The organism is Streptomyces sp. NPDC039423 (assembly GCF_055598725.1).
In genome coordinates this window covers 13602-31220 of record NZ_JBVKAH010000008.1, presented here as the reverse complement: position 1 = coordinate 31220, position 17619 = coordinate 13602, and the positions used below count along the sequence as shown (strand labels likewise).

At 71.5% G+C, this 17619-nt stretch carries 16 protein-coding genes and 1 tRNA gene; 12 read left to right on the top strand and 5 right to left on the bottom strand.

All coding sequences use genetic code 11. The annotated features are described in order from the left end of the window. Positions 1 to 119: 119 nt before the first annotated feature. From paaA to ACZ7LK_RS24325, 5 genes are read left to right on the top strand one after another with little or no spacing between them, the layout of a single operon-like run. Positions 120 to 1073, top strand: coding sequence for a 1,2-phenylacetyl-CoA epoxidase subunit PaaA (gene paaA / locus ACZ7LK_RS24345; RefSeq protein WP_392275656.1), 954 nt, complete (start codon positions 120 to 122; stop codon positions 1071 to 1073). Then, positions 1070 to 1357: a 1,2-phenylacetyl-CoA epoxidase subunit PaaB gene (paaB, locus tag ACZ7LK_RS24340; protein WP_392275657.1), complete on the top strand. Its 288-nt coding sequence runs from the start codon at positions 1070 to 1072 to the stop codon at positions 1355 to 1357. The genes paaA and paaB overlap by 4 nt, the downstream gene beginning before the upstream one ends. Beyond that, complete coding sequence (gene paaC / locus ACZ7LK_RS24335) at positions 1354 to 2088, top strand: 1,2-phenylacetyl-CoA epoxidase subunit PaaC (RefSeq protein ID WP_471143286.1); 735 nt, start codon at positions 1354 to 1356, stop codon at positions 2086 to 2088. Before paaB ends, paaC begins: the two co-directional genes overlap by 4 nt. Beyond that, positions 2082 to 2591, top strand: coding sequence for a 1,2-phenylacetyl-CoA epoxidase subunit PaaD (gene paaD, locus ACZ7LK_RS24330; RefSeq protein WP_471143284.1), 510 nt, complete (start codon positions 2082 to 2084; stop codon positions 2589 to 2591). Before paaC ends, paaD begins: the two co-directional genes overlap by 7 nt. Further along, positions 2592 to 3653: a 2Fe-2S iron-sulfur cluster-binding protein gene (locus ACZ7LK_RS24325; RefSeq protein WP_392275660.1), complete on the top strand. Its 1062-nt coding sequence runs from the start codon at positions 2592 to 2594 to the stop codon at positions 3651 to 3653. It begins immediately after the preceding gene. Positions 3654 to 3823: 170 nt separating this feature from the next. On the opposite strand, the gene ACZ7LK_RS24320 is transcribed toward ACZ7LK_RS24325, so the two are convergent. The 4 genes from ACZ7LK_RS24320 to ACZ7LK_RS24305 all read right to left on the bottom strand — a co-directional run bounded on the left by ACZ7LK_RS24320 (position 3824) and on the right by ACZ7LK_RS24305 (position 7726). After that, positions 3824 to 4168, bottom strand: a complete 345-nt coding sequence (locus tag ACZ7LK_RS24320; RefSeq protein WP_392275661.1) for a rhodanese-like domain-containing protein — start codon at positions 4166 to 4168, stop codon at positions 3824 to 3826. 55 nt (positions 4169 to 4223) lie between these two features. Further along, positions 4224 to 5036: a hypothetical protein gene (locus tag ACZ7LK_RS24315; RefSeq protein WP_392275710.1), complete on the bottom strand. Its 813-nt coding sequence runs from the start codon at positions 5034 to 5036 to the stop codon at positions 4224 to 4226. Positions 5037 to 5090: 54 nt separating this feature from the next. Beyond that, positions 5091 to 6533 (bottom strand): DUF2252 domain-containing protein, encoded by a 1443-nt coding sequence (locus ACZ7LK_RS24310; protein WP_392275662.1) that lies wholly within the window; start codon positions 6531 to 6533, stop codon positions 5091 to 5093. Between the two features lie 146 nt (positions 6534 to 6679). Beyond that, complete coding sequence (locus tag ACZ7LK_RS24305; protein WP_471143669.1) at positions 6680 to 7726, bottom strand: hypothetical protein; 1047 nt, start codon at positions 7724 to 7726, stop codon at positions 6680 to 6682. A 269-nt stretch (positions 7727 to 7995) separates the two neighbouring features. Here ACZ7LK_RS24305 and ACZ7LK_RS24300 point away from each other — a divergent pair, with 269 nt between their 5' ends. Next, complete coding sequence (locus tag ACZ7LK_RS24300; RefSeq protein WP_392275663.1) at positions 7996 to 8421, top strand: MarR family winged helix-turn-helix transcriptional regulator; 426 nt, start codon at positions 7996 to 7998, stop codon at positions 8419 to 8421. Between the two features lie 182 nt (positions 8422 to 8603). On the opposite strand, the gene ACZ7LK_RS24295 is transcribed toward ACZ7LK_RS24300, so the two are convergent. Beyond that, a tRNA-Leu gene (locus ACZ7LK_RS24295) sits at positions 8604 to 8690 on the bottom strand. Positions 8691 to 9341: 651 nt separating this feature from the next. Here ACZ7LK_RS24295 and ACZ7LK_RS24290 point away from each other — a divergent pair. The 6 genes from ACZ7LK_RS24290 to pknB all read left to right on the top strand — a co-directional run bounded on the left by ACZ7LK_RS24290 (position 9342) and on the right by pknB (position 17482). Next, entirely contained in the window at positions 9342 to 10187 is an 846-nt protein-coding gene (locus tag ACZ7LK_RS24290) for an FhaA domain-containing protein (RefSeq protein WP_392275664.1), read from the top strand. Positions 10188 to 10197: 10 nt separating this feature from the next. Continuing rightward, on the top strand, positions 10198 to 10710 hold the full coding sequence (locus ACZ7LK_RS24285) for an FHA domain-containing protein FhaB/FipA (protein WP_392275665.1): 513 nt from the start codon (positions 10198 to 10200) through the stop codon (positions 10708 to 10710). 138 nt (positions 10711 to 10848) lie between these two features. Continuing rightward, positions 10849 to 12348 (top strand): Stp1/IreP family PP2C-type Ser/Thr phosphatase, encoded by a 1500-nt coding sequence (locus tag ACZ7LK_RS24280; protein WP_392275666.1) that lies wholly within the window; start codon positions 10849 to 10851, stop codon positions 12346 to 12348. A gap of 27 nt (positions 12349 to 12375) precedes the next feature. After that, entirely contained in the window at positions 12376 to 13818 is a 1443-nt protein-coding gene (locus ACZ7LK_RS24275) for an FtsW/RodA/SpoVE family cell cycle protein (RefSeq protein WP_392275667.1), read from the top strand. After that, positions 13815 to 15281, top strand: coding sequence for a peptidoglycan D,D-transpeptidase FtsI family protein (locus ACZ7LK_RS24270; protein ID WP_392275668.1), 1467 nt, complete (start codon positions 13815 to 13817; stop codon positions 15279 to 15281). The genes ACZ7LK_RS24275 and ACZ7LK_RS24270 overlap by 4 nt, the downstream gene beginning before the upstream one ends. Positions 15282 to 15445: 164 nt before the next feature. Next, positions 15446 to 17482 (top strand): Stk1 family PASTA domain-containing Ser/Thr kinase, encoded by a 2037-nt coding sequence (gene pknB / locus ACZ7LK_RS24265; RefSeq protein WP_469463557.1) that lies wholly within the window; start codon positions 15446 to 15448, stop codon positions 17480 to 17482. Positions 17483 to 17619 lie beyond the last annotated feature (137 nt).

The window sequence follows — 17619 nt, the reverse complement described above, 5'->3', positions numbered from 1 at the left end:
CCCGCCCCGTTCCCCGTTCCCCATCGATCCGCCGGAGTTATCCACAGGGTTGACACCATACGGGCCGCCGACTCACCATTGAAGTCATTCAACCGAACGATCGGTCGGTAGGGGGCCCGATGACGGCAGTGACTGCGGACACGCAGGAGGCGTACGAGGCGGTGTTCGACGCCGCCGTGGCCGCCGAAGAGCGGATCGAGCCGCGTGACTGGATGCCGGAGGCGTACCGCGCGACGCTGGTCCGGCAGATCGCGCAGCACGCGCACTCGGAAATCATCGGCATGCAGCCGGAGGCCAACTGGATCACCCGCGCGCCCTCGCTGCGCCGCAAGGCGATCCTCATGGCCAAGGTGCAGGACGAGGCCGGGCACGGGCTGTACCTCTACAGCGCCGCCGAGACCCTCGGCACCGGGCGCGACGAGCTGCTCGACAAGCTCCACACCGGCCGCCAGAAGTACTCCTCGATCTTCAACTACCCCACGCTGACCTGGGCCGACGTCGGCGCCATCGGCTGGCTGGTGGACGGCGCGGCGATCACCAACCAGGTTCCGCTGTGCCGCTGCTCCTACGGTCCGTACGCGCGCGCGATGGTGCGGATCTGCAAGGAGGAGTCGTTCCACCAGCGCCAGGGGTACGAGTCGCTCCTCGCCCTGTCCCGGGGGACGCCGGAGCAGCACGCGATGGCGCAGGACGCGGTGGACCGCTGGTGGTGGCCGTCGCTGATGATGTTCGGTCCGCCGGACGACGAGTCCTCGCACTCGGCGCAGTCCATGGCCTGGAAGATCAAGCGGCACTCCAACGACGAGCTGCGGCAGCGGTTCGTGGACATCTGTGTGCCCCAGGCGGAGGCACTGGGCCTCACCCTCCCCGACCCCGACCTCCGGTGGAACGAGGAACGGGGGCACTACGACTTCGGTCCGATCGACTGGACGGAGTTCTGGGAGGTCCTCAAGGGCAACGGGCCCTGCAACGAACAGCGCATCACCCAGCGCCGCCGCGCCCACGAGGACGGCGCCTGGGTCAGGGAGGCCGCGGCGGCGTACGCGGCCAAGCACGGGGAGGCGACGGCATGACGACCAGCGACTGGCCGCTGTGGGAGGTGTTCGTGCGCTCGCGCCGCGGGCTGTCCCACACGCACGCGGGAAGCCTGCACGCACCGGACGCGCAGATGGCCCTGCGCAACGCCCGTGACCTGTACACGCGACGGAGCGAGGGCGTCTCCATCTGGGTGGTGCCGTCCACGGCGATCACCGCCTCCTCGCCCGACGAGAAGGACCCGTTCTTCGAGCCGTCCGCCGACAAGCCCTACCGGCACCCGACGTTCTACGAGGTGCCGGAAGGGGTGAAGAACCTGTGACCGCCACCGTGAACACCGCCGCGGCGCTCGCCCTCGGCGATGACGCCCTGGTGCTGTCGCAGCGGCTGGGGGAGTGGGCCGGCCACGCCCCGGTCCTGGAGGAGGAGGTCGCGCTGGCCAACATCGCGCTGGACCTGCTCGGCCAGGCGCGGGTGCTGCTGTCCTTCGCCGGTGACGAGGACGAGCTGGCGTACCTGCGCGAGGAGCGGGCGTTCCGCAACGTCCAGCTGGTCGAGCAGCCGAACGGCGACTTCGCCCACACCATCGCCCGGCAGTTGTACTTCTCCACCTACCAGCGGCTGCTGTACGGCCGGCTGGCCGCCACGACCGGTGACACCGGCGGCGAGGGACTGAGCGGTCTCGCCGCCAAGGCGGTCAAGGAGGTCGCCTACCACCAGGACCACGCCGAGCAGTGGACCCTGCGGCTCGGCGACGGCACCGCCGAGAGCCATGAGCGCATGCAGCGGGCCTGCACGGCGCTGTGGCGCTTCACGGGCGAGCTGTTCCAGCCTCTGGAGGGGCTGGACGTCGACTGGTCCGAGCTGGAGTCCGACTGGCTGGCGTCGGTGACGGCGGTCCTGGAGCGGGCCACGCTCACCGTGCCCGACGGCCCTCGTACGGGGGCCTGGAGCGCCGGTGCGGGCCGCCAGGGCCTGCACACCGAAAGCTTCGGCCGGATGCTCGCCGAGATGCAGCACCTGCACCGCAGCCACCCGGGGGCGTCGTGGTGACCGGCACGGCCGGCACGACGGCGCTGGAGGAGGAGCTGAGCCGGCTGGCCGGCTCCGTCCCGGACCCGGAGCTGCCCGTGCTGACGCTGGAGGAGCTCGGCGTCCTGCGGGGGGTCGAGGTCCTCGCCCCCGGCCGGGTGAAGGTCGAGCTGACCCCCACCTACACCGGGTGTCCCGCCATCGAGGCGATGTCCTCGGACATCGAGCGCGTGCTCCATGAGCACGGGGTGCCCGAGGTCTCCGTGGTCACGGTCCTCTCCCCGGCCTGGTCGACGGACGACATCAGCGACGAGGGCCGCCGCAAGCTGGCCGAGTTCGGCATCGCGCCGCCCCGCCACCAGGGCGCCGGCGGCGGGCCCGTGCCGGTCACGCTGGCCATCCGCTGCCCGCACTGCGGCTCGACCGACACGGAGCTGCTGAGCCGCTTCTCCTCGACGGCCTGCAAGGCGCTGCGCCGCTGCACCCCCTGCCGTGAACCGTTCGACCACTTCAAGGAGTTGTAGATGTTCCATCCGCTCCGGGTGAGCGACGTCGAGCGGCTCACGGACGACTCGGTCGCCGTCACCTTCGCGGTGCCGCCCGAGCTGCGCGAGACCTTCCGCCACGTTCCCGGCCAGCACCTCGCCCTGCGCCGCCAGGGCGCGGACGGCGAGGAGATCCGCCGTACGTACTCGATCTGCTCCCCCGCGACCCCCGAGGGCGAGGACCCGGTGCTCCGGGTGGGCATCAGGCTCGTCGACGGCGGCGAGTTCTCGACGTACGCCCTGAAGGAGCTCGCGGTCGGCCACACGGTCGAGGTGATGGAACCGATGGGCCGGTTCCTGCTGCCTCCCCGCCCCGGGCACTTCGCGGCCGTCGTCGGCGGCAGCGGGATCACCCCGGTGCTGTCCATGGTCTCGACCCTGCTGGCCCGCGAACCGAAAGCCCGGTTCTGCCTGATCCGCAGCGACCGTACGGCCGCCTCCACGATGTTCCTGGAGGAGGTAGCCGACCTGAAGGACCGCTACCCCGACCGCTTCCAGCTCGTGACGGTGCTGTCCCGGGAGGAGCAGCAGTCGGGGCTGCCGTCCGGGCGGCTGGACCAGGAGCGGCTCACCGGGCTGCTGCCCGCGCTGGTGCCGGTCGACGAGGTGGACGGCTGGTTCCTGTGCGGGCCGTTCGGCCTGGTCACCGGCGCCGAGCGGGCGCTGCGCGGCCTGGGGGTGGACCGCGGCCGCATCCACCAGGAGATCTTCCACGTGGACGACGGCTCGGCCCCCACGACCGTGCGGCCGGCCGCCGCGCCGGCGCACGCCACGTTGACCGCCACCCTGGACGGCCGGTCCGGGACCTGGCCGGTCCAGGAAGGGGAGTCGCTGCTGGAGACGGTCCTGCGCAGCCGCTCCGACGCGCCGTACGCGTGCAAGGGCGGCGTCTGCGGCACCTGCCGCGCGTTCCTGGTGACCGGCGAGGTCCGCATGGACCGCAACTACGCCCTGGAGAGCGAGGAGACCGACGCGGGTTACGTACTGGCGTGCCAGTCGCACCCGGTCACTCCGGAGGTGGAGCTCGACTTCGACCGCTGAGCCGGGTGGTGCCCGCGCCCCTTCCGTTCCCCTGGAACCTGCTCGGTCTTGACAGGCCGTCAGGTCGAGGTGCGCGGGAGGGCCGGGGGCGCGCGTCGGCCGGCCTGGCCGGCCACCCCGGCTGCGCCGGCCGCGGCGCGCCGGGCGCCGGGCGCCGAGCGCGCCGGCGGCTACAGCACGAAGGCGGCGCCGCCGTTGTCGGCGACCATGGGGCGCCCGGCGCCCTCCCAGGCGAGCATCCCGCCGTCGATGTTCACCGCGTCGATGCCCTGCTGCACCAGGTACTGGGTCACCTGCGCCGACCGGCCGCCGACCCGGCACATCACATAGGCTCGGCGCCCGTCGGCGACCGCCTCGGTCACCTCACCGAACCGGGCCACGAAGTCGCTCATCGGCACGTGCAGCGCGCCCTCGACGTGCCCGGCCGCCCACTCGTCGTCCTCCCGGACGTCGAGCACCAGTGCGTCTGCGGGTACCGACGCGGCGTCCACGGTGGGCAGCGGTGCGAAGTTCATGGATCAGGCCTTCTCTCGGTAGTGATGCCTCCGACGCTACTGCACCGCGCGACCGCTACGGCGCGAGTCCCGCCAGCTCCGCCTCCCGCTCGGCGACCTGCGCCAGCAGCTGCTCGGCGATCTCCTCCAGCAGCCGGTCCGGGTCCTCGGGCGCCATCCGCAGCATCGCGCCGATCGCGCTGTCCTCGAGGTCCCGCGCCACCACGGTGAGCAGCTCCTTGCGCCGGGCCAGCCACTCCAGCCGGGCGTACAGCTCCTCGCTCTCGCTGAGCCGGTCCGCCGCCGGGACCGGACCCGCCGCCCACTCCTCCGACAGCTCCCGCAACAGGGCCTCGTCCCCGCGCGCGTAGGCGGCGTTGACCCGGGTGATGAACTCCTCGCGGCGCTTGCGGTCGCCCTCCTCGCGCGCCAGGTCCGGATGCGCCTTGCGGGCCAGGTCCCGGTAGAGCTTGCGCGCCTCGTCGCTCGGCCGGACCCTCCGGGGCGGCTGCACCGGCTGGTCCGTGAGCATCGACGAGGCCTCGGGGGACAGACCGTCGGAGCCCATCCAGTCGTTGAAGAGCTCGTCGACGCCCGGCATGGGCATCACCAGGGCCCGCGCCTCCCGCGCCTTGCGCGCGTCCTCGGGGTCTCCGGACCTGGCCGCCCTCGCCTCGGCGATGAGCGCGTCCAGCTCGTCCAGGCGGGCGTACATCGGGCCGAGCTTCTGGTGGTGCAGCCGGGAGAAGTTCTCCACTTCCACCCGGAACGTCTCCACCGCGATCTCGAACTCGATCAGCGCCTGTTCCGCCGCGCGCACCGCCCGTTCCAGCCGGGCCTCGGGGCGCTCGGCCGCGTCGGCCTCGTCGGCGGTCGGGGCACCGGTCACGTCGTCGTTCGGGGTCGTCACCCGACCAGCGTACGGGCGCCGGGCCCCGACGCGTCACACCCCCAGCTCGGCGGCCAGGCGCCCGCCGCGCACCGCCGCGACCAGGTCGGTGTGGTCCGCCTCGGTCCGGTCCGCGTACGCCACGGCGAACCGCGCGACCGCGTCGTCCAGCTCGTCGTTCTTGCCGCAGTACCCGGCGATCAGTCGCGGGTCGGCGCTGTGGGCGTGCGCCCGGGCCAGCAGCGCCCCGGTCATCCGCCCGTAGTCGTCCACCTGGTCGGCCGAGAGCGCCGCCGGGTCCACGCTGCCCTTGCGGTTGCGGAACTGGCGTACCTGGTACGGCCTGCCCTCGACCGTCGTCCAGCCCAGCAGGTTGTCGCTGACGACCTGCATGCGCTTCTGCCCCAGCACCACGCGCCGTCCCTCGTGCTCCACGTCCGCCACGGGGAAGCCCGCCGCCGGCAGGTGGGGCAGCAGCGCGGAGGGGCGCGCCTCCTTCACCTGGAGCACCAGCGGCTCGCCCCGGTGGTCCAGCAGCAGCACCACGTAGGACCGCGTCCCCACGCTCCCGGTCCCCACCACCCGGAACGCCACGTCGTGGATCGCGTACCGCGCCAGCAGCGGCAGCCGGTCCTCCGGCAGCGTGCCGGTGTACGCGCCCAGCGAGGCGGCGACCGCCGCCGCCTCGGCGTCCGGCACCCGGCGCAGCACCGGAGGGGCGTCCACGAACCGCCGTCCGCCGTCCGGGCACTCCTCCGTCGCCTTGGCGGCGAACCGGGCGCTGGTGTTGCCCCGCGCCTTCTCCGACACCCGCTCCAGCGTGCCCAGCAGGTCCCGGGCGTCGGTGTGCGAGACCAGCTCCTCGTCGGCGATCGCGTTCCAGGCGTCCAGCACCGGCAGTCCGGCGAGCAACCGCATGGTCCGCCGGTAGGCGCCCACCGCGTCGAACGCCGCCGCCCGGCAGACGTCCTCGTCGGCGCCCGCCTCCCGTCCGGCGAGCACCAGCGAGGTCGCCAGCCGCTTGACGTCCCACTCCCAGGGGCCGGTCACGGTCTCGTCGAAGTCGTTCAGGTCGATCACGAGCCCGCCGCGCGCGTCGCCGTACAGCCCGAAGTTCGCCGCGTGCGCGTCACCGCATATCTGGGCGCCGATGCCGGTCACCGGCGTGCCCGCCAGGTCATGGGCCATCAGCCCGGCGGACCCGCGCAGGAACGCGAACGGCGTGGCCGCCATCCGCCCCACGCGTATCGGCGTCAGGCCCGCCACGCGTCCCCGGTTCGACTCCTCCACCGCCCGCACGGCGTCGGGCCGCCCGGCGGCGGGCTCCAGGTGGCCGTGCGACGACCGGGGCACCCGCTCCCGCAGGGCCTTGCCCCGCTTCTTGGGCGACTCCTCGCCCCGGCCGCGGACCGCCGTGGCGAACCCCGGCACCACCGGTATGCGCCCGCCGCCACCGGTCCCGCTCCGCTCCGGCCCCGCCGTCCCGATGTCACCCATGAGGTCCGCCCCCGTTCACCATCGCCCAGTTGCCCCAGACCGTACCTCCGTCACCGGCCGGCCGTCCCTGCCTGTGGACAACCACCTGTGGACGACACCCCGACCCGGCCCGAGCCCGCCGCCGCTCCTTCCCGAGCGGCACGCGATCACACCGCGACGGTCTCCTCCATCTCCTCCTCCGCCCCGGAAGCCCCACCGGAAGCCCCACCGGCCGCCCCATCCGCTGCCCCACCGGAAGCCCCACCGGCCGCGTCACCGGCTACGGCAGCCTCCCCGGCCCCACCGGCTCCACGGACCCGCGAAGACTCCGCCGCCCCCGCAGCCCCCAGCACCACCAGGCCCGCGAGCAGCCACAGGGCCAGCACCAGCACGTCGCGCCCCAGCCCGTGGCCACCAAAGTAGACGTGGGCCCGCACCCCTTCGACGAACCCGGCGCCGTTCCAGAAGGCGTGCAGCGACGCGAAGAACCCGGGCTGGAGCTCGGGCCGGAACACCCCGCCCGAGCTGGTGAAGTTCAGCATCACGAACAGCACCATCACGCCCAGGGTCGTCCACCGCTTCAGGAACGTGTGCAGCCCCACGCCGATCAGCAGGATCCCCGCCGAGTACAGCCACGCCATCGCCCAGACACCGCCGAGCCCCTCGTCCACGAGGTGGAACAGCGGCCCGGCGAACACCGCCCCGATCACGCTCACGACCAGCGACGTCCCGACCGCGAGCAGCGCCCTGATCCGCAGCGGCAGCACCGCCCCGGCCCCGCCGATCACCGCCACCGAGGCGTACGAGCCGATCGACAGGGCCACCAGCAGGAAGAAGACGCCCTGCCCTGTCGGGTCCCCCTTCGACACGGGCACCACGTCCGTGACCTCCAACGGGGCGCCCTGCTCCGCCGCGACCTCCGTGAAGACCTTCCGCACGACCGTGGCGCTGGTGTCCGAGGCGGCCGACGCGACCAGCAGCTCGGGCCGTGCTCCCGGCACGTACGCCCCGAAGACCTCCTGCGCCTCCAGGGCCCCGACCGCCTCGTCCCGCCCCGCGACCGTACGAACGTCGAGGGCGCCGCCGGCCTCGTCCTGGAGCGTCTGCGCCAGCACCTGGGCGCGGGGTCCGGACCCCACCACGTCGACCCGAAGATCATGGGGGTGGGGGGCGTGGAAGGCGCCGAGGTACGCGAGCCCCATGCCGACGCACATCAGCAGGGGCGTCAGCAGGTGCGCCAGCACATGACGCAGCGCGGCCGCGGTACCCGTACCGGTGCCGGCCGCCTTACCGGTGCCGGTACCGGCGTGCGCCCTCCGCGCCGGGGCCGATGGCGAGGAGGAGGACACCGAGGACCCCGAGGACAACGAGGACCCCGGAGACACCGAGGACGACATGACGGAAACCTCCAGCAGTTGGCTTTTGCAACCTTCTCTACCGTTGTACTATACAACTGAAGCCGCGAGGAGAGGTGACCCCCCACATGCCAGCCGGACGCGACGAGTCGGTCGACACCATCCAGCGGGAGCTGACGGCGTTCGCCCGCCGCGCCCGGGCCACGGCCGCGCGGCTCCACCCGGAGCTCTCGCTCGTCTCCTACACGCTGCTCGCACACATCGACGACCAGCAGGGCTGCCGGGCCACCGACCTCGCCGCCCACTATCTGCTCGACAAGTCGACCGTCAGCCGGCAGGTCGCCGCGCTGGAGAAGCTGGGCTTCGTCGAACGCCGGCCCGACCCCGACGACCACCGCGTCCAGGTGCTGCACCCCACGGAGGCCGGCACCCGGGTGCTGTCGTCCTCCCAGGCGAGCCGCCGCGCCGCGTACCAGGAGCGCCTCGCCGACTGGCCCACCGAGGACCTCGACCGCTTCGCCGCGTACCTGCTCCGCTACAACCGCACGACCTGACGCACCGACACCGCCACCGCCACCGCCACCGGACGCCGGTGGCAGCCACCGCCGCCGGCCGCCACCACGGGACACGTGACTTCCGTCACCCCGCACCGCCCCGGGGGCGGCGGCAACACAACGAGAGACGGGCCCTCGCCCGGACTTTCGTCCTGGCGAGAACCCGTCTCATCGGTTTCTCATGGTGCGCGAGGGGGGAGTTGAACCCCCACGCCCTTGCGGGCACTGGAACCTGAATCCAGCGCGTCTGCCTATTCCGCCACCCGCGCATTGGGTGTTGCCGCTTGGTTTCCCACCGTTTCCCCGGTGCGTCCCCCTGGCGACATCTGAAGATTAGCACGACGCGGGAGGTGGATTCACATCCGTTTGTTTCGAGCACCCGGACCGCGAACAGAGAGGGGAAGGGACGGAAGCCGAGGGGGTACGGGAGAGGGAACCGGCGTGCGAACCGGAACACACGAGCCACGCGCACACCGGCCTCCGTCACCGGGCGCCCCCCGCACGCCCCCGCCCCTGCCACCGCCCCGGCAACACACGCCCCACACGTGCACACCCCACGCACATCCCCCGCGCGACCCGCACGACGCCCGCACCACCCCGCCACCTCGACCACCACGGGAGACACCACGGAACGCCCCCGGAGTCCCTTCCGACCAGCAGCACGGCCGCGCCCGGGCCACCCCGCGGGCCCGCCGCGGACGCCCCGGAGACACCACACGCGGAACGGGGAACGACTTCGCGCCGTACCCACTCCTCCTGGGTGCGCCTCAGGTGCGGGACACTGTCCGGAGGGCGCCTCTACGATCCCTGTGAGAGGTGACACTCGTCCACAGGGCAGAGAAGGGGAACCAGCCGATTTCCCGACGCGTGGATACGATCAGTAAGCAGTACCAGGACGGCAACGACGGAGGAGGTGCCCCATGGGAGTCCTGAAGCGTTTCGAGCAGCGTCTCGAAGGTCTGGTCAACGGCACCTTCGCCAAGGTCTTCAAGTCCGAGGTCCAGCCGGTCGAGATCGCGGGCGCCCTCCAGCGCGAGTGCGACAACAACGCCTCGATCTGGAACCGCGACCGGACCGTCGTCCCCAACGATTTCATCGTGGAGCTGAGCGCGCCGGACTACGAGCGCCTCAGCCCCTACTCGGGCCAGCTCGGCGACGAGCTGTCGGGCCTGGTCCGCGACTACGCCAAGCAGCAGCGGTACACCTTCATGGGCCCGATCAAGGTCCACCTGGAGAAGGCCGACGACCTGGACACGGGTCTGTACCGGGTGCGCAGCCGGACCCTCGCGTCGAGTACGTCACAGTCGCAGGCCCCGGCCGGTCCCGCCGGCCACGCCGGCCCGGGCGCACCGCCCGCCGGCCGGCCCGGTGGCTACGGCTACCCCCCGGCGGCCGCCCCGCCCATGCCGGCGGCCCCGCCGCCGGGTGCCGGCCGGCCGCCCGCCGCCGGCCGCCCGCCGGGCGCGGGCCACGTGCCCGGCGCCCAGGTGCGCCGCTGGATCGAGATCAACGGCACCCGCCACCAGATCTCCCGCCCGACGCTGGTGCTGGGTCGCAGCACCGAGGCCGACGTGCGGATCGACGACCCCGGCGTATCGCGCCGCCACTGCGAGATCCGGACCGGAACGCCCTCGACGATCCAGGATCTCGGGTCCACCAACGGCATCGTGGTGGACGGGCAGCACACCACCCGCGCTACGCTCCGCGACGGCTCGCGGATCGTCGTGGGCAGTACCACCATCGTTTACCGGCAAGCCGAAGGGTGAAGCGGGGGCAATGTCAGAGCTGACCCTCACGGTCATGCGGTTGGGTTTCCTCGCCGTACTGTGGCTGTTCGTCATCGTGGCCGTCCAGGTCATCCGCAGCGACCTGTTCGGGACGCGCGTCACGCAGCGCGGCTCGCGCCGCGAGGCGGCGCGCCCGCAGCAGGCCGCCCGGCAGCAGGCGGCGGCACCGCCGCAGCAGCGCCAGCAGTCCGGTCGTCAGCGCCGCGGGGCCCCGACCAAACTGGTCGTCTCCGAGGGCACCCTCACGGGCACCACGGTCGCCCTCCAGGGGCAGACGATCACCCTGGGACGCGCGCACGACTCCACGATCGTCCTGGACGACGACTACGCGTCCAGCAGGCATGCCAGGATCTACCCGGACCGTGACGGCCAGTGGATCGTCGAGGATCTCGGGTCCACCAACGGCACGTATCTCGACCGGACCCGACTCACCACCCCGACACCGATTCCGCTGGGCGCGCCGATCCGCATCGGCAAGACCGTCATCGAGCTGCGGAAGTAGTACGACAATGAGCGAGCGGAGCGAGCGAGCCGCAGCGGTGCCCACAGGTGACCGGCACAGGCTCCCGACCGGAGGGTGGGCAGTGTGGCTCGAGACCGGCTGTACCCGGAGGCGTCGGAGTCGACAGGGCAGGTGCGCATGAGTCTGTCACTGCGTTTCGCGGCCGGATCGCACAAGGGCATGATCCGCGAGGGCAACGAGGACTCCGGTTACGCCGGTCCCCGGCTGCTCGCGATCGCCGACGGCATGGGCGGCCAGGCCGCCGGTGAGGTCGCCTCGTCGGAGGTGATCTCCACGCTGGTCACGCTCGACGACGACGTACCCGGCTCGGACATCCTCACCTCGCTCGGTACGGCGGTGCAGCGCGCCAACGACCAGCTACGGCTGATGGTCGAGGAGGACCCGCAGCTCGAGGGCATGGGGACCACCCTGACCGCCCTGCTGTGGACGGGCCAGCGCCTCGGCCTGGTCCACGTCGGCGACTCCCGCGCGTACCTCCTCCGTGACGGCGTCCTGACGCAGATCACCCAGGACCACACGTGGGTGCAGCGCCTCGTGGACGAGGGCCGCATCACCGAGGAGGAGGCCACCACCCACCCGCAGCGCTCCCTCCTGATGCGCGCGCTGGGCAGTGGCGACCACGTCGAACCGGACCTCTCCATCCGCGAGGTGCGCGCCGGCGACCGGTACCTGATCTGCTCGGACGGCCTGTCCGGCGTCGTCTCCCACCAGACGATGGAGGAGACCCTCGCCAGCTACCAGGGCCCCCAGGAGACCGTCCAGGACCTGATCCAGCTCGCGCTGCGCGGCGGCGGACCGGACAACATCACCGTGATCGTCGCCGACGTCCTGGACGTCGACGGCGGGGACACCCTGGCCGGCCAGCTCAGCGACACGCCGGTCATCGTGGGCGCGGTCGCCGAGAACCAGACGCAGCTCAACGACGGCGGCGCCATGGAGACCCCGGCTGGCCGCGCCGCGGGTCTGGGCCGACAGGCGCCCCCGCCGCCCGGCGGTGGCTTCGGCCCGCCCGGCAGCGGGGACGACCTCGGGTACGGCGGCATGCCGCCGGAGGGCGGCTTCGGCGCGTACCGCGACGAGGACTTCACCAAGCCGCGCGGCGGCCGCAAATGGCTCAAGAGATCGTTCTTCATCGTGCTCGCCCTGGCCGTGGTCGGCGGCGGGATGTACGGCGGCTACCGCTGGACGCAGACGCAGTACTACGTCGGTACGAACGACGACCACGTCGCCCTGTACCGCGGCATCAGCCAGGACCTGGCGTGGGTCTCGCTCTCGGAGGTCGAGAAGGACCACCCCGAGATCGAACTCAAGTACCTCCCCGACTACCAGCGCAAGCAGGTCGAGGAGACCATCGCCGGCGGCAGCCTCGGCAAGGCGCGGGACAAGATCGAGGAGCTCGCCACCCAGGCGTCCGCCTGCAAGAAGCGGGAGCAGCGCCAGGCGGCGGCCGACCGCGCGCCCGCCACGCCTCCCGGCGAGGGCCAGGCCGGCGGCACGACCGGCCTCCCGACCGAACCCACGCCCAAGCCGTCCACCAGCACCGCAGCCACTCCGACTCCGGGCCCCACCCTCTCGGAGGAGGAGCAGAAGCTGGCCTCGAACTGCGGCAAGCAGTAAGCACCCGTAGGGGGGCCTTTCACCACCATGAGCGTTGTCACCAACACGACCACCATCGGCGCGATCGATCTGCCGAGCCGCCGCAACACCGAGCTGGCGCTGCTCGGCTTCGCGGTCGCCATCCCGGTCTTCGCGTACCTGAACGTGGGCCTCGCCCTGGACGGCAAGGTCCCGGCGGGCATGCTCGGCTACGGCATCGGGCTTGGCCTGCTGGCGGGCATCGCGCACCTGCTGGTGCGGCGGTTCGCGAAGTACGCCGACCCGATCCTGCTGCCGCTGGCGACACTGCTCAACGGTCTGGGACTGGTCCTCATCTGGCGGCTGGACCAGTCGCCGCGGGTGATCGCCAAGTCGATGGCACAGTTCGGCAGTTACAGCCCGGACGCGCCGAAGCAGCTGATGTACTCGGCGATCGGTGTCGGCCTGTTCCTGCTGGTGCTGATCTTCCTGAAGGACCACCGCGTCCTCCAGCGCTACACGTACATCTCCATGGTGGCGGCGGTCGTCCTGCTGCTGCTGCCGCTGGTCCCCGGTCTGGGCTCGGACGTCTTCGGCGCCAAGATCTGGATCAAGGTCGGTCCGTTCTCCATCCAGCCCGGTGAGTTCGCGAAGATCGTCATCGCGGTCTTCTTCTCCGGCTACCTGATGGTGAAGCGGGACGCGCTCGCGCTGGCCAGCCGCCGCTTCATGGGGCTCTACCTGCCGCGCGGCCGGGACCTCGGCCCGATCCTCACCATCTGGGCCGTCAGCCTGCTCATCCTGGTCTTCGAGAACGACCTCGGTACGTCGCTGCTGTTCTTCGGCATGTTCGTGATCATGCTGTACGTGGCGACCGAGCGGACGAGCTGGATCATCATGGGTCTGCTGATGGCCGTGGGCGGCGCGGTGGTCGTCGGTTCGACCGCCAGCCACGTCAAGTCCCGTGTGGCCGCCTGGCTCGACCCGTTCGGGTGCCTGGAGACGGCGCCCGAGGGCTCCAACATGATCCAGGCCTGTGACCAGATGACGCAGGTGCTGATGTCGTTCGGCTCCGGCGGCACCCTCGGCGCGGGCCTGGGCCAGGGTAACTCCGACCTCGTCGGCTTCGCCGCCAATTCCGACTTCATCTTCGCCACCGTCGGCGAGGAGCTGGGGCTGGCCGGTGTCATGGCGTTCCTGCTGATGTACGGCCTGATCGTGGAGCGGGGCTTCCGCACCGCGCTCGCCGCCCGCGACCCGTTCGGCAAGCTGCTGGCGACCGGGCTGTCCGGTGCCTTCGCCCTCCAGGTCTTCGTCGTCGCCGGCGGCGTCATGGGCCTGATCCCGCTGACCGGTATGACCATGCCGTTCCTCGCGTACGGTGGTTCGTCCGTGATCGCCAACTGGGCCCTGATCGCCATCCTGCTGCGGATCAGCGACACCGCCCGCCGTCCCGCGCCGGCGCCCGCCCCGTCCCCCGACGCCGAGATGACCCAGGTGGTCCGACCGTGAACAAGCCCCTGCGCCGAATCGCGATCTTCTGCGGCCTGCTGGTGCTCGCCCTGCTGATCCGGGACAACTGGATCCAGTACGTCCGCGCCGGCGAGCTGAGCACCCACGGGTCGAACAAGCGGGTCACCATCGAGCGGTACGCCAACGTCCGCGGCAACATCATCGTCGACGGCAAGCCGATCACCGGCACCATCGACTCCAAGGACCCGTTCTACAAGTACAAGCGCACCTACACCGACGGCCCCATGTGGGCTCCCGTCACCGGGTACGCCTCGCAGGCGTTCGACGCCAACCAGCTCGAGAAGCTGGAGGACGGCATCCTCACCGGCAACGACGACCGGCTGTTCTTCGACCGCACCCTGTCGATGTTCACGGGGGACAAGAAGAAGGGCGGCGACGTCGTCACCACCCTCAGCGGCGCCGCCCAGAAGGCCGCCTTCGAGGGGCTCGGCGACAAGAAGGGCGCCGTCGCGGCGATCGAGCCGTCGACCGGCAAGATCCTGGCTCTGGCGTCGACGCCGTCGTACGACCCCTCCTCCTTCGCCGGGTACCACGACAAGGACGCCAAGGCCTGGCAGGCGCTGGAGAAGGACAAGGACAAGCCGAAGCTGAACCGCGCGCTGCGCGAGATCTACCCGCCCGGCTCCACCTTCAAGGTGCTGACGGCCGCCGCGGCGCTGGAGTACGGCAAGGTCACCGACATCAACGCGGCGACCAACACGCCCGAGCCGTACATCCTCCCGGACACCAGCCGCGAGATGGTCAACCACGCCCGGGGCTGCGAGAACGCCACGCTGAAGTACGCGCTGGAGGTCTCCTGCAACTCGGTCTTCGCCAAGCTCGGCCATGAGGTCGGCCGCGACAACATGGTGAAGATGGCGGAGAAGTTCGGCTTCAACAACGGGGAGATCGACACCCCGGTCCGCGCCGCCACGTCGGTCTACGACCGGAACATGGACCGCCCGCAGAACGCGCTGTCCTCGATCGGCCAGTTCAACACCAACGCCACGCCGCTCCAGATGGCCATGGTCGCCGCGGCGATCGCCAACGACGGCAAGCTGATGAAGCCGTACATGGTGGACGAGCTGCGCTCCCCGGACCTCGACGTGCTGGAGAAGCACGAGCCCGAGGAGATGAGCCAGCCGATGTCGCCCAAGACCGCTCAGCTCGTCCAGGAGATGATGGAGAGCGTCGTCAACAGCCCGAACGGCACCGGCGGCAAGGCGAAGATCGACGGCGTGACGGTCGGCGGCAAGACCGGAACCGCCCAGCACGGCGAGCTGAACAAGGCCCGCCCCTACGCGTGGTTCATCTCGTACGCCAAGACCGACAACGGCTCGCCCGTCGCCGTCGCGGTCGTGGTCGAGGACTCCAGCGCGACCCGTGACGACATCACCGGTGGTGGCCTCGCCGGGCCCATCGCCCGCGAGGTGATGAAGGCGGTACTCGACAGCAAGAAGTGACGAGCGAACCGCGGTCGCCCCTGAGTGCCGGTGTGTACCGGTCCCGTATCAGGTAGTGGTCGCGGTCCGATCGACTTCCCGTGGCCGGTAGCGTATGCGCGAACAGCACACCGCCGGACCACACACGGGTGCGGTCGGGACTGACGGAGAGGGCTGGAACAGTTATGGAAGAGCCGCGTCGCCTCGGCGGCCGGTACGAGCTGGGCTCGGTGCTCGGCCGCGGTGGCATGGCGGAGGTCTACCTCGCCCACGACACCCGGCTCGGCCGCACCGTCGCCGTGAAGACGCTGCGGGCCGACCTCGCCCGTGACCCGTCCTTCCAGGCCCGGTTCCGCCGTGAGGCCCAGTCGGCCGCCTCGCTCAACCACCCGGCGATCGTCGCGGTCTACGACACCGGCGAGGACTACGTCGACAACATCTCCATCCCGTACATCGTGATGGAGTACGTCGACGGGTCCACCCTGCGTGAGCTGCTGCACTCGGGGCGCAAGCTGCTGCCCGAGCGCACGCTGGAGATGACGGTCGGCATCCTCCAGGCCCTGGAGTACTCGCACCGGGCCGGCATCGTCCACCGTGACATCAAGCCGGCGAACGTCATGCTGACCCGCACCGGCCAGGTCAAGGTGATGGACTTCGGCATCGCCCGCGCCATGGGCGACGCCGGGATGACCATGACCCAGACGGCGGCCGTGATCGGCACCGCCCAGTACCTCTCCCCGGAGCAGGCCAAGGGCGAGCAGGTCGACGCCCGCTCCGACCTGTACTCCACCGGCTGTCTGCTGTACGAGCTGCTGACCGTCCGCCCGCCGTTCGTGGGCGACTCGCCGGTCGCGGTGGCGTACCAGCATGTGCGCGAGGAGCCGCAGCCGCCCAGCAACTTCGACTCCGAGATCACGCCGGAGATGGACGCCATCGTCCTGAAGGCGCTGGTCAAGGACCCGGACTACCGGTACCAGTCGGCCGACGAGATGCGCGCCGACATCGAGGCGTGCCTCGACGGCCAGCCGGTCGCCGCGACGGCGGCGATGGGCGCGGCCGGGTACGGGGGCTTCGGCCCCGACGACCAGCCGACCACGGCGATGCGCCCGGCCGACCCGGCCGGACAGACGTCCATGCTGCCGCCGGTGAACCCGGACGACGGGGGCTTCGGCTACGACGACCGCCCGGACCGCCGACGCCAGCGGAAGTCGAACGTCTCGACGATCCTGCTGATCCTGGCGGGACTGCTGGTGCTGGTCGGCGCGATCCTGATCGGCAAGGTCGTCTTCGACGGCGACTCCGGCGGGTCGGACCCGATCGACGTGCCCAAGGTGGTGGGCAAGCCGTTCGCGGAGGCCGAGCGCACGGTGGAGGCGGCCGGGCTGAAGATCGCCCGGTCCGGTACGGACGCCTGCGGCCAGCCGAAGGGCTCGGTGTGCAGCCAGTCGCCCGAGACCGGGAAGCTGAACGAGGGCGACACCGTCTCGGTCGTCGTCTCCGAGGGCGCCGCCAAGATCGAGGTGCCGGACGTCACCGAGAAGTCCGAGGAGAGCGCGAGGAAGGCGCTCGAGGACAAGGGCTTCGACGTCAAGGTCGACTACAAGGAGTCCGACAAGGACCCCGGCGAGGTCATCGAGCAGAGCCCGACGGGCGGCAGCCAGGCCGAGAAGGGTTCCAAGGTCACCATCACGGTGTCCAAGCAGGCCGAGCAGGACGTCCCGCCGGTCGTCGGCCAGCCGTTCGACAACGCGAAGTCCCAGCTCGAGACGCTCGGCTTCACGGTCAAGCGGGAGGACGTCGACAGCGACCAGCCCGCCAACACCGTGGTCAAGCAGAGCCCCGACGGCAACTCCAAGGCCCCCAAGGGCAGCGAGGTCACCCTCCAGGTGTCCAAGGGCCCGCAGCAGCCGCAGCAGGTCCCGGTCCCCGAGGTCCGGCTCCAGCAGCTTGGGCAGGTCAAGCAGACGCTGGCGGCCAGCGGCTTCACCAACGTCCAGGTGGCCCAGGGCTGCCCGGCCGACGACGCCGCCATCGTCGCCAACAGCGACCCGCAGCCGGGTACGCCGGTGGACCCGGCGGCCACCACCGTCACGCTGACCACCGTGGGCTGCCAGGGCGGCAACGGCAACGGCGGGAACGGGAACAACGGCGACAACGACGGTGACAACGACGGCGGCTTCTTCGGCGGCCCGTCCGGGATCACCTTCCGCGAGCAGGGCTGACGCCCGGGCCCGGGCCGAGCCCGGGCCGACCGCGTACGACGGAGCCCCGGCACCCTGGGAAGGGTGCCGGGGCTCCGTCGTGTCCGGCTCCGTCGTGTCCGGCTCCGTCGTGTCCGGCTCCGTCGTGTCCGGCTGCC